At 59.7% G+C, this 12,991-nt stretch carries 4 protein-coding genes; 3 read left to right on the forward strand and 1 reads right to left on the reverse strand.

Annotation, left to right across the window (positions count from 1 at the left end; all coding sequences use genetic code 11):
- Positions 1–5 precede the first annotated feature (5 nt).
- Entirely contained in the window at positions 6–8,615 is an 8,610-nt protein-coding gene (locus ACCC84_RS07075) for a GH36-type glycosyl hydrolase domain-containing protein (protein WP_371901895.1), read from the reverse strand.
- Positions 8,616–8,963: 348 nt separating this feature from the next.
- On the opposite strand from ACCC84_RS07075, the gene menF reads away from it, so the two are divergent.
- The 3 genes from menF to menH all read left to right on the forward strand — a co-directional run bounded on the left by menF (position 8,964) and on the right by menH (position 12,983).
- Positions 8,964–10,259: an isochorismate synthase MenF gene (menF, locus tag ACCC84_RS07080; RefSeq protein WP_004960589.1), complete on the forward strand. Its 1,296-nt coding sequence runs from the start codon at positions 8,964–8,966 to the stop codon at positions 10,257–10,259.
- A gap of 283 nt (positions 10,260–10,542) precedes the next feature.
- A complete protein-coding gene (gene menD, locus ACCC84_RS07085; protein WP_004960595.1) occupies positions 10,543–12,216 on the forward strand; it encodes a 2-succinyl-5-enolpyruvyl-6-hydroxy-3-cyclohexene-1-carboxylic-acid synthase in 1,674 nt (557 codons plus the stop codon).
- On the forward strand, positions 12,216–12,983 hold the full coding sequence (gene menH / locus ACCC84_RS07090; protein ID WP_004960597.1) for a 2-succinyl-6-hydroxy-2,4-cyclohexadiene-1-carboxylate synthase: 768 nt from the start codon (positions 12,216–12,218) through the stop codon (positions 12,981–12,983). The genes menD and menH overlap by 1 nt, the downstream gene beginning before the upstream one ends.
- The last annotated feature ends 8 nt before the right edge of the window (positions 12,984–12,991 follow it).

Raw genomic sequence — 12,991 nt, forward strand, 5'->3', positions numbered from 1 at the left:
TCCGTTTATGTCCTTTGCCGTTGCCCGCCTTTTTGCGCGCTGCCCAGTTTGACCTCCACCTGATGGCGTGCGCCATCGTCGCTGAGCGGGATGGTCGCATCGGGCTGTCGCTCACCGTCGACTATCACCTGCGTTTCAGCGTCGCCCTGGCTTAGCGTGATGTGATACTCACCGTTGCCTTCCCGATAATCAATGGTCACGCTGGGCCAGTCGGCGGGCAGGCGCGTGTCGATGCTCAGTGCATTGCCGCAGCGTTTCAGACCGAGCAATGATTCGACGATCAGCCGGTACATCCAGCCGGCGGAGCCGGTATACCAGCTCCAACCGCCGCGACCGACGTGGGGTTCGACGGCATAAATGTCGGCGGTTACCACATATGGCTCTACCTTGTAACGTTCGGCGGCGGCGCTGTCGAGACTGTGGTTGATTGGGTTAATCAGGGCCATCAGTTCCCATGCGCGTTCGACGTTGCCCATTTCGGCAAATGCCATCACCGCCCACACCGCGCCGTGTGTGTACTGGCCACCGTTTTCACGCACGCCTGGCAGGTAACCGCGAATGTAGCCGGGGTTGGGTCCGTTGCCGTCGAACGGCGGCGTCAGCAGTTTTATCAACCCGGCCTCTGTATCAACCAGATGCCGGTCGAGTGACTGCATCGCCTGCTGGCTGCGCGTCGGCTCACCGCCTCCCGACAGGATCGACCAGCTCTGGGCAATGGCATCGATTTTACATTCGCTCGCTGAATGCGAACCGAGCGGTTCCCCGCTGTCGAAATAGCCACGGCGATACCATTCACCGTCCCAGGCGTGACTGTGCAGGTTTTTCTTCAGCGTTTCCGCCTGCTCACGACACAGGGTTGCCAGTTGCCGATCGTTGCGCCGTTCCGCCAGCTTGCCGTAGCGCTGCAAAATATGGAACAGGAAGAAGCCCAGCCAGACGCTTTCCCCGCGTCCCTCCAGCCCGACCATATTCATGCCGTCGTTCCAGTCGCCGGCCCCCATCAGCGGCAGGCCGTGCTCGCCAAAGGTCAGGCCGTGCTTCAAGGCCCGCGCGCCGTGTTGATACAGCGTTTCCTTTTCGCTGCTGGCGGTCGGCTGTTCATACGCGGACTCTTCGCCCGGCGCCAGTTGGCGAGCCTGCAGATAACCGATCTGTTCTTCCAGAATGTCATCGTCTTGCGTGGTATCGAGATAATGGCAGATGGCCAGCGGCAACCACAGATAATCGTCGGAACAGCGGGTGCGCACCCCGTTGCCCTGTGGCGGGTGCCACCAGTGCTGCACGTCACCCTCGATAAACTGTCGCGAAGCGCACAGTAGAATCTGTTCACGCATGCGCTGCGGCATGGCATGGCTCAACGCCAGCGTATCTTGCAGCTGATCGCGGAAGCCGAATGCGCCGCCGGATTGGTAATAGCCGCTGCGGGCCTGAATACGGCATGACAGGGTCTGATACAGCAACCAGCCATTGGCCAGCAGGTTGACCGCCGGATGCGGGGTGTGGATCTGCACTTTGCCCAGCAACTGCCTCCAGTGCTGCTGAACCTGTTGCAACTGCTCTTGCAGCGCATCCTCATGCAGGTAACGGCGCAGCAGGCTGTCCGCTTCGTCGGCGTTTTGCCCCAGCCCGAGCACAAACACAAAGCTGCGCTGATCGCCGTCGATCAGGCCGATCGCTGACTGTACCGCGCCGCACGGATCCAGCCCGGCACCGACCTTGCCGGACAGTCGGCGCAGTTTCAGCACCGCCGGATCGGCCAGCGAGCCGTTACGGCCGATAAATTCTCGCCGATCGCCGGTAATCGAGCAGTGCGCGCCGGTGACGCCGAAGAAGGCGGTGCGCTCGGAACCGCTGCTGCCGTAGTGGTTGGTGGCCAGGATCCCCAGGCCATTTTCCAGCTCGAGGCCGCGGGTCACCAGATGCATGGCGGATTTTTGCCGCAGGTCGCCGAGCACCCATTCCATATAGCCGGTGGCGGACAGTTTGCGCGTACGGCCGGAATTGTTGGTCAGCGTCAACAGGAACAGTTTTACCGGCGCATCCTTGGCCACCAGTACGCTCAGCTGGCTGTCGATGCCGGTTTCACGGTGTTCGAACACGCTGTAGCCAAAGCCGTGACGCGTCAGGTAATGGCCGCGGCCGCCGGCGGGCAGGGGGGTTGGCGACCACAGGTGACCGCTCTCTTCGTCGCGCAGGTAAAATGCTTCGCCGCTGCGATCGCCAACCGGATCGTTATCCCATGGCGTCAATCGATATTCATGGGCATTTTCATACCAGGTATACGCCTGGCCGCTTTCTGAAATCACCGTGCCAAACATCGGGTTGGCGATCACATTGCACCAGGGAGCCGGAGTAACCTTGCTTTCATTCATTGCGATCAGGTATTCGCGGCCATCCTGCGAGAAGCCGCCGAGCCCGTTAAAGAATTGCAAATCGTTGAACGACGGTAATTGCGGGGTATGCAGATTACGTTGCGGTTGCTCTTCCAGCGTCAGTGTGGCGGAGGCATCAGTGGGACTCAGCGGTTGTTGCAAAGTCTGTGGCATTTGCAGTCGCTGGTTGAGTTGTTCGGTCAACCCGCCGCGACGATCGTCGAGATACACGCACGCCACGCTGAACAGCAAGGTGCGATCCTCTTGCGACATATGCTCGCTGGTACGTACAAAAATACCGCCCGGTTTATCGGTTTGTGGCTCCAGTCCGGCGGCGATTAACCCCATTATCTGGTTTTGCAGCTCCTGACGATAACCTCCGGCATCTTCGTTGAGGATCACCAGATCCACCCGCAGCCCCTTCAGCCGCCAGTAGTTGTGCGCCTGCACCAATTGCTGCACCAGACCGATATTGTCGCTGTCGGTTACCGTCAGCAGCACGATAGGCAGATCGCCAGAGATCGAATGGCCCCACAGGCCGGATTGCCCGCGCCGATTGTTGATGATGTCACCGCTGGCGGCGCGCATTTCCTGCGTCGGGAAGATCACCGCGCTGGCCAGCCGATTGAACAGATTGGCGTCTTCTTCGTTGGCATTGATCTGGCGCAGCACCACCTGGCTGTGTGACCAGGCCAGCTCGAAGATACGATCGGCCAGATGGCGGTCGCGGTATTTTTCCAGCATCGCCAGGCTGGCGGCGCGGTCTTCACACACACCGTAGAAAATATCCAGCGTCAGCGGCACGTTCGGTTCCAGTTGCACCCGCTGGCGGATGGCGATAATCGGGTCGATCACCGGGCCGGCGGTGTTGCTCAGCGGTTCGCTCTGGTGCATCACCTGCGGGCTGGCCGGCGAACGGCCGCGACCAAGGAATTTGGCGCGGTCGGTTTCGAACGACGTCTGGCTGCCTTGACCCTGTACCGTCATCATATGCAGCAGCCACGGCGATTTGTCTTTCGGCTCGCGTGGGCGACGGTGGCACAGGATAGCCTCCTGCTCCGGCAGCAGTTCGGTTTGCACAAACAGATTGCTGAACGCCGGATGCGCCAAATCGTTATTGGCCGGGGCCAATACCACCTCGGCATAGGTGGTGACTTCCAGCGTGCGCGTCTGCTTACCGCGGTTGATCAGCGTCAGACGACGCAGTTCGATGTCATCTTCCGGTGACACCACCACTTGCGTTTTAATCTGCAAGGAACCCTGGCTGCGCTGAAACTCTGCCCCGGCGTCGTTGAATACCGCGCGATAGTTTTTTGCCGCGCCGCCGATCGGTTGCCAGGTATTGCTCCAGACTTCGCCGCTTTGGGTGTCACGCAGGTAGCAGAAGGCGCCCCAGTTATCGCGCGTGCCGTCTTCGCGCCAGCGGGTCAGTGCCAGATTTTGCCAGCGGCTGTAGCTGCCGCCGGCCTGTGTCAGCATCAGATGATAGTTGGCGTTGGACAACAGCTGCACTTCGGGGATCGGCGAGTCGACACGGCTGAATTCGCGCGCGCTAAAACTGGCCGGTTTGAGCGTTCCCTCGTGAGTTTCAAAGTGTCGGCGGGTACTGTACAGCTCGACGGCGTCCGGCACCCGCTCTTGCAACAGCAAACGGGTGGCCTGGAAGGCAGGATACTGCGCGAAACGTTGCACCATGGGCGCGTCCAGCAGCAGGTGTGACAACGCCAGCAACCCCATTCCCTGATGGTGCGCCATATAAGAACGAATAATCACGTACAGCTGACCGCGACTCAGGCGCGAGGTGGTGTAATCGAGCGCTTCGTAAAAGCCGTAACGCCCTTTGGCACCGTTCTTTTCCAGCGTCAGCAGGTTGTTGCAAGCGCTGTCGGGATCGACGATCAACGCCATCAGGGTGGCATAGGGCGCAATCACCATATCGTCGCCCAAACCACGCCGCAGGCCGAGTCCCGGAACGCCAAAGGCGTGATACTGATAGTTTTGCTGGGCGTCAAAGCCAAAATAGCCCGATTCGGAAATGCCCCAGGGTACGCCACGCTCCTTGCCCCAGGCGATTTGCCGTTCTACCGCGGTGCGACACATTTGTACCAGCAGGGTGTCGGGATAGGCTGGCATCACCAACTGCGGCATCAGGTATTCGAACATCGATCCGCTCCACGACATCAGCGCCGGTTCGTTGTCGATCAGCGTGAACAGGCGCCCCAGGGCAAACCAGCTGCGCTGTGGCAACTGATTGGTGGCGATGGCAACGTAATTGGTCAGACGGATCTCCGACGCCAACAGATCGTATTTGCCGCTGTCGGCGCGATTGAGATCGCAATTGAATCCGACGGTCAGCAAGTGCGTGGCGGTGTCGTACAGGAAATGGAAGTCCATCTGCGCCATCTGTTCCAACCGCTGCTGCAACTGCAGCAATTGACTCAGCCGCTGGCTGGCCAATGCGCTGGCGGTCGCCAACTGGGTTTGCTGTTCCGCTGACAGGGTTAACTGCCGTGGCGGGTTGGCCAGCCAGTGCAGACTGGGGAGCTGCTCCAGTTCTGGCATGCTGTCGCTCAGCCAACTGAACCACTGCGCCCATTCGCTGCACAGATCGTTAAGCTGCTGATGCAGCGCGCCGGCCCAGCGCCGGGTGTCTTCGTCATGGCCCAGCGCAGCTTCCTGCAAACTGTTGCAGGCATGACGCATCGCATTCAGTTCGCCGAACAGCGCGGCGGGGTGGGCATGGTGCGCCTGTTGCCAATGTTTACGCAGTTTATGCAACGCCTTCGGCGCCGCGTCGGCCCATTGCAACTCCAGCAGTTCGAGCGTGTCCTCCAGCCCGTTCAACACGCGCTGTGGATCGATGACCGGCTGGTGCATCAATGCCGGCAGTCCGGCGCTCAGCGTCAGCAAATGGCCCGCCAGGTTGCCACTGTCGACGCTCGACACATAGCGCGGGTTCAAGGGTTCCAGCGTGCGGGTGTCATACCAGTTGTAGAGATGACCGCGATAATGCTCCATGCGATCCAGCGTGTTCAACGTCAGTTCGGTGCGTTGCAGCGCGGCGCTCAGCGTCAGATAGCCGAAGTCATAGGCGGTCAGGTTGGCCAGCAGCGACAGGCCGATATTGGTTGGAGAGGTGCGGTGCGCCACCACCGGCTCTGGTGTTTCCTGAAAATTGTCCGGCGGTAGCCAGTTTTCCTGTTGATTGACAAAGGTGGCGAAAAACGCCCAGGTTTCACGGCTGGTGCGGCGCAGGAAACGGCGCTGTTGCGGATCCAGCGCGGTTTTGCTGCGCTGCGGCGTTTGACTGAGGAAATACAGCAGGTAGGGCGCCGCCAGCCACAGTGCGGCGAACGGTACGCTAATCAGCAGCGCCATCGGGTTATACAGCGTGCTGAGCGTCAACAGCAGCAGCCCGGCGAACGGGTTGAACCACATGGTGCGGTAGACGTTCTCCCAGGTAACCCGCAATCGGGTCTGCGTCTGGTCAAAACTGGTCCACTCCTGCAGCTTGCGCCGGCTGACCAGCAAGCGCCACAGGGTGATGCCAATGGCCTGCAGGCTGTAGGCGGTTTCATGCGGTAGCGTCGCCAGGCGCAAGCCGACCTGCGACAGCCGGCGTAGCGCACCTTGCAATGCCAGGCGCCCATGTTGCAGCATCGGTCGGCGTGCCGGTTTACGCATGACGTCCTGTAACAGCGCCAATGCGGTCGGCAACAGTAGAATCAGCAAAAATACCGCCAGCCAGTAGCGGGTGTCTGGCAGCCAGACAAAGCCGCAGAACAGCAAAATCAGCAGGCTGGGTGCCACCAGGCTGCGGCGCAGGTTGTCGAACAGTTTCCAGCGCGACAGCGCGCTAAGCGGATTGGCGACCCGCGTACCGCCTTCGGTGGCGACGCGCGGCAGTAGCCAGTTGACTAATTGCCAGTCGCCGCGGATCCAGCGCGAGCGTCGTGCGACGTCGACCAGGTAGTTGCTTGGATACTGCTCATACAGCAGCACATCGCTTAGCAGGCCGGAGCGGGCGTAGCATCCCTCGAGCAGGTCGTGGCTTAGCACCAGGTTTTCTGGACAGGTGCCTTTCAGGCTGTGGGAAAACACATCGACGTCATAAATGCCCTTGCCGACGAACGAGCCTTCACCGAACAGATCCTGATAGATATCTGACGCCATCAGGGTATAAGGATCGTTGCCGGGGATGCTGCTGCACAGCGCGGCATACCGTCCCTGACCGTAACGGGGGATCTCCTCTGCCATACGTGGTTGCAGAATGGCGTAGCCCTCCACCACCCGCTGCTGGCTGACGTCATACTGCGGCTGGTTGAGCGGGTGCGCCATGGCGGCGATCAACTGGTGCGCGCAGTCGCGCGGCATAACGGTGTCGCTGTCGAGGGTAATCACGTACTTGACGTTTTTCAGCACCTCTTTGCCTTCGCCTATCTGCACGCTGAACGCATTGTCGCGGTTGCGCAGCCAGTCATTCAGCGCGTTCAATTTGCCGCGTTTGCGTTCATAGCCCATCCACACGCCCTGCTGCTGATTCCATTGGCGATCGCGGTGGAATAAAAAGAAATGACTCGGACCTTCGTTGGCATAGCGGGCGTTCAAGGCGGTTATCTGTTGGCGCGCATAATTCAGCAACTGCTCGTCTTGCGGGTGTCGGGCCTGCTGGTGATCGTGAAAGTCGGTGAGCAAGGCAAAGTGCAGATGCTTCATCGCGTTGCCCAGATAACAGACCTCGAGGGCGTTGACCAACTTGTCAATGGCGTCTTTGCTGCCGATCAGCGTCGGAATGACCACCAGCGTGCGGAACTCGGCGGGGATACCGCAGGAAAAGTCGAGCCTCGGCAGCGGTTGCGGCGCTCGACTGCGGGTGGTTACCTCGCTCAGCACGTTCAGTACAAACTGACTGATGACGATGGCCAACGGCACCAGCAGCAACGTCAGCCCCAGCCAACCGACGCCGCTGTTATGGCTGTGTCGTAACAGCACGGCGCAGCAGGCGGTGGTCAGCAGGCTCAGACTGCCGAGCCAGGATAGGAGCGGCGCCTGGTTCAGCGCGTGGCGCAGACGGGTAATGCGGCCGAGACGTACCTCGAGTTGTTGTTCCAGTTCTGGCCTGCCGTCGTCAATCAGGAAATAGCCGATATGGTGACTGCGCGGATCGCTGGTGGGGTCTTCAGCCGCGACTTGCGCCATGTTCAATACATGCCGTGCCACTTCTACTTCAGTGTGCGCGCAATGCCGCGCCAGCATTTCAATCACGTGGCGGTACTGGTCGCGGGTGTCAAAATGCATGATCGGATAGACGCCGGCCGGATCTTGGCGCAGGGTTTGATCGACCTGGCTCATGGTTTCAACAAATTCGGCCCAGTCCATTTCGCTCAGTTGACGCAGTCCCGAAATACTGTTGCTGACCGACAGCTGACTGACCGCCAGTTGCTGGTTGAAACGGTGGATCAATTCATCGGAGGTCAGGCTGACTTCCGCCAGACGCTGTTCAACCCAGGTCAACGGCAGCGCCAGCATGGTGCCGTGGCCTTGCAGGCGTCGCACCAGTTCAGCCACAAAGGCGCTGGTGCGAGGCGGATTGGAGCGTGCCATATCGGCGATCACCACGATCAGGTTGGCGGGATCGTTTTCCGCCGCTTCCTGCATTTTATTTACCCAACTGTCGGCCAGGTTACGTTCCTGCTGCGCCTGTGCCACTTCAACCGCGACGCGGCGCAGATTCTCAATCAATGCCAGACGCAACATGCCCGGCAGCGCCCACAGCTCGCCAAGCGTCAGATTGGCTTCTTTTTGATAAGCGGCGATATAACGCGTCAGGGTTTCTGCGTCCCACCGCCCGTCGCCGTGGGCGATAGCCTCGGTGGCGACATCATAAATCCGCGGGCAGTAGTGTGGTGCGGCTAACTGTGGCAGCCCACGACCAAAGTTTTTTGGCAAATGATGGCGTACCACGCGGATCTGCTCTTCGATCAGATAATAGTTATCCAGCAACCATTCACCGGCCGGGGTCATACTGGTCTTTTTGCCGTTGCTGAGCTGGTGGCAGCTCTCGGCCAGTACCCGCTCGTTATCGTCCAGCCGTTTCAACAGATAATAGGGGGACTTGCGCGTCGCCAGCTTGTGCGAACGCGCCAGTCGCTGGCCGTAACGCTCCATTTGATCGACGGAAAACAGTTCTGCCTTGATATTGCCGGCGTGGTTGTTCGGCGCTGCCGTGGGGGGCCGACTCACGGAGGATTGACGTTTTTTACCTTTTTGTCGATTATTTAACCAATTGATTAGTTTTTCTTTCACACAAAAGCTCCTTACATCTGACCCAAAGGACAGCCGGTGATCGCCGCTGGGAGAGAGCGAGCATCCTGATTTCAGCACCAGTAAGATCTGGTGAGAGCTCGCTGCGGGCAGGAACATGCCAATTCAGTATAGTCGCAGAATACCAGTCTGGTGTTTTTTTGCGCTAAAACTTTAGATTTTATAATCAATTGCGTCAGGAATGAACGCACTGGCAATCAGGATTTTTCCGCCCGCGCGGAGGGATTTACCGTATAATTCCTTACATTGCGTTTGGTTAATGAGGTAATGGTGGAACAACTTTCAGCGTTGCTGCGGCGGTTACGTCAGCAGCTTGAACAGAATTTGCCCTCAGAGCCCGGTTTTCGGCAATTTTCCTTACCTGTTCCACAACGGCTGAGTGGTAGCCTGCTGGAGTGGCTGGCGGCACAGCCGTGCTTTCCACAATTTTACTGGCGTCATCGTGAACAACATGAAGAAGCGGCCGTGTGCGGTGCGCTGCGCCAATTTACCGACCCGATAACGGCGCAGGCGTTTTTGCAGCGTCATCCGCAGGCGCGGCTGTGGGGGCTGAATGGTTTTGACGCCAGCGCCATGCTGGTTTTACCACGACTGGAAATTCTGACCCGCGACAACCGTACCGAACTGACGTTGAACCTGTTTTCTGATGTGGCGTTGGACCAGGACGCGCAGGCGGCCATCACGGTGTTGACGTCGCTACGGGCGGCATTGCCCATTATGCCATTGCAGGTTGAGGTGCAGGAGGCATGTCACCGGCCGGACTTCAGCGGTTGGGAAAGCATGCTGCAACAGGCATTGAACGCCGTTGAACGCCAGCAAATGGACAAAGTGGTGTTGGCACGCAATACCCGTCTGACGCTGGCACAGCCGTTGTCGGCACCGGCGCTGATGGCCGCCAGTCGCCAGGTCAATCACCACTGCTACCATTTCATGATGCGCTTTGCCGCCGATTCGGCGTTTTTGGGATCCAGCCCGGAGCGACTGTACCTGCGGCGTGGGGTGCGGTTGCTGACCGAAGCGCTGGCCGGTACCGTTGCCAGTCATCAGGACGACCAGCAGGCCAGTCTGCTGGCTCAGTGGTTATTGGGCGATGCCAAAAATCAGCATGAAAACCTGCTGGTGGTTGACGATATTTGCCAGCGCCTGCAAGGCGGCGCCCGGGCGGTAGACGTACTGCCGCCGGACGTGGTGCGCTTGCGCAAGGTGCAGCATTTACGGCGGCGTATTGAAGGGCAACTGCATGCGGCGGACGATGCCGACTGCTTGACGCGTTTACAGCCTACGGCGGCGGTCGCCGGTTTGCCGCGCCAGGCGGCGCGCGCGTTTATCGTGGCGCATGAGCCTGTTTCCCGTGGCTGGTACGCCGGATCGGCCGGCTATCTCTCCTTGGCGCAGTCAGAATTCTGCGTGGCGTTGCGCTCCTGTCAAATAGATCACCATCAGCTGCAATTGTACGCCGGCGCGGGCATTGTCAGCGGGTCGGATCCTGCCGAAGAGTGGTTGGAAATCGAAAACAAGGCCGCGAGCCTGCGTTCGCTGTTGCAGCCTGAAAGTCTGGGATGAGCGCAGTCGCCATGATCACGCCCGTGTTAATTTACTTTACTATTTTGTAATATAAATGAGCCTATCTTGTTTATTTTTTGTTTAAAAACAAACTATTGTTTACGCTGAAATTGATCGGCAGCGGTAACGTGCATTTATCGCTCTACAGAGATAAACGGCGTTCTTGCGCTGGCGCAATAGTTACCTTGATAACTACTTATATAATTCAGGCTAATAACTTCGGTGAAGCGGCATGGTTTAACGTTGCCAAAGCCGAGCCTCTTTTTTGACGTGTGAGCGAACTATGTCGACAAGTGTTTTTAATCGCCGCTGGGCGGCGTTGTTGTTGGAAGCGCTGGCTCGCCACGGGGTGCGGCACGTCTGTATCGCCCCGGGATCGCGCTCAACGCCGTTGACGCTGGCGGCGGCCGCGAATAAGTCTTTTATTTGCCACACGCATTTTGATGAACGCGGGCTGGGCCATTTGGCGCTCGGCCTGGCAAAAGCCACCGGTGAGCCGGTGGCGGCAATCGTCACTTCGGGTACCGCGGCGGCCAACCTTTATCCTGCGCTGATAGAAGCCGGGTTGACCGGCGAACGGCTGGTATTTTTGACCGCCGATCGTCCACCCGAACTGATCGACTGCGGTGCCAATCAGGCGATCCGACAAAACGGTTTGTATGCCAGCCATCCGGCGCAGAGCATCGAGCTGCCGCGTCCGACGCCGGATATTCCCGCCAGTTGGCTGGTTTCCACCGTCGACAGTGCCATGGCGCAGTTGCTGCATGGCGCGTTGCACATCAACTGTCCGTTTGCCGAGCCGCTGTACGGCGGTGACCAGCGGCAATATGCCGACTGGTCGGATGCGCTGGGCGAATGGTGGCATGACAGCCACCCGTGGCTGCGCCAACGTGATCTGCATCAACCACAAAAGCAGCCAGACTGGTTCTTCTGGCGGCAGAAACGCGGTGTGGTGGTGGCCGGGCGCATGAGCGCTGAAGAGGGGCTGCAACTGGCAGAATGGGCCGGCATGCTGGGCTGGCCGTTGATCGGCGACGTATTGTCTCAGACCGGCCAACCGCTGCCGTGCGCCGACCTGTGGTTGGCACAGCCGCAGGCGCAGCATCTGTTGGACAACGCCCAACTGGTGATTCAGTTTGGCAGCAGCCTGACCGGCAAACGCCTGTTGCAGTGGCAAGAGCAGTGCCGGCCGGAGGAGTACTGGCTGATTGACGATTTGCCCGGCCGACGCGACCCGGCACATCACCGCGGCCGTCGCATTCGTGCCAGGGTAGGCGAATGGCTGGATCTGCACCCGGCACAGCCGCGCTCGCCATGGGCCGGAGAGCTGGCGGCGCTGGCAGACGACGCGCTCGATGCAGCCGCCGGCTATCTGGTGAACCGGTTCGGAGAGGCGCAGGTAGCACACCGCCTGCCGGAACTGCTGGCGGAAAACGGCCTGCTATTTCTCGGCAATAGCCTGATTGTACGGCTGGTCGACGCGCTGAGCCAGTTGCCGCCCGGTTATCCGGTGTTCGGCAATCGCGGCGCCAGCGGCATTGATGGGCTGATTGCTACCGCCGCCGGCGTCCAGCGCGCTACCGCCAAACCGATGCTGGCTATCGTCGGCGATCTGTCGGCGCTGTACGATCTGAATTCGCTGGCGCTGTTGCGCCAGTGTTCGGCGCCGACGGTGCTGATCGTGGTGAATAATAACGGCGGGCAAATCTTCTCGCTGTTGCCGACGCCGGAAGCCGAACGCAACCGCTATTACTGTATGCCGCAGAATCTGGAGTTCAGCCATGCGGCGGCGATGTTCCAGCTCAATTATGCGCTGGCGGAAAACTGGGGCCAGCTGCAACAGGCGGTCGAGCAGGGCTGGCGCCACAGCGGGGCTACCTTGATTGAATTGCAGGTGCCGCCGGCCGACGGCGCGGAAACGTTGCAACAGCTGGTTCAGCAAATGGCGGCGTGCTGATGCTGGCCGCGCGCGTATTGCAGCAGGGCAGCGGCGATCGGCCCTGGCTGGTGTGGTTGCATGGCCTGCTTGGCAATAATAACGAATGGCGGGTAATTGCTTCGCGTTGCCCGCAATGGCCGTCGCTGGCGATTGATCTGCCCGGCCATGGCGAGTCGGTTACGCAGCGTTGTGATGACTTTGCCGATGTCAGCCGGCAGATCGTCGCCACCCTGCAACGGCACGGCATTGAACGATACTGGCTGGTGGGCTACTCGCTTGGCGGCCGTATTGCCATGTACCACGCCTGTCTCGGCGCTAGCCATGGTTTGCAGGGCGTAGTGATCGAAGGCGGCAATCCGGGGCTGGCCGATCCGGCGCTGCGCGACCAGCGTCGGGCGCATGATGCCGACTGGGCTGCACGCTTTCGCCATCAACCGATCAGACAGGTGCTGGCCGATTGGTATCAACAGCCGGTGTTTCGGGAAATGAGCGAGGTGCACCGCGCGTCGCTGATCGACGCGCGTGCGGCAAACCACGGCCCGGCGGTGGCGGCGATGCTGGAAGCGACTTCGCTTGGTCGTCAGCCTTATCTTGTCCCGCTGTTACGGCAGTTGACCCTGCCATTATGCGTGTTGTGCGGTGCCGACGATGGCAAATTCCAACGGTTGACGTGCGATGCCGGTTTGCCGTTACGCGTCATTGAACACGCCGGCCACAACGCGCATCTGGCCAACCCGCAACATTTTGCCGAACAGCTTTATGATTTTCTCGTTAACCCAGGTTAAGGAACCGA

Origin of the sequence: Serratia odorifera (assembly GCF_041448735.1) — a bacterium.
GTDB classification, from domain to species: Bacteria; Pseudomonadota; Gammaproteobacteria; order Enterobacterales; family Enterobacteriaceae; genus Serratia_F; species Serratia_F odorifera.

Bases quoted from the DNA above. Each gene is read 5' to 3' on its own strand.
- menF (WP_004960589.1), top strand. From the start codon at position 8,964: ATGGTGGAACAACTTTCAGCGTTGCTGCGGCGGTTACGTCAGCAGCTT.
- menD (WP_004960595.1), top strand. From the start codon at position 10,543: ATGTCGACAAGTGTTTTTAATCGCCGCTGGGCGGCGTTGTTGTTGGAA.
- menH (WP_004960597.1), top strand. From the start codon at position 12,216: ATGCTGGCCGCGCGCGTATTGCAGCAGGGCAGCGGCGATCGGCCCTGG.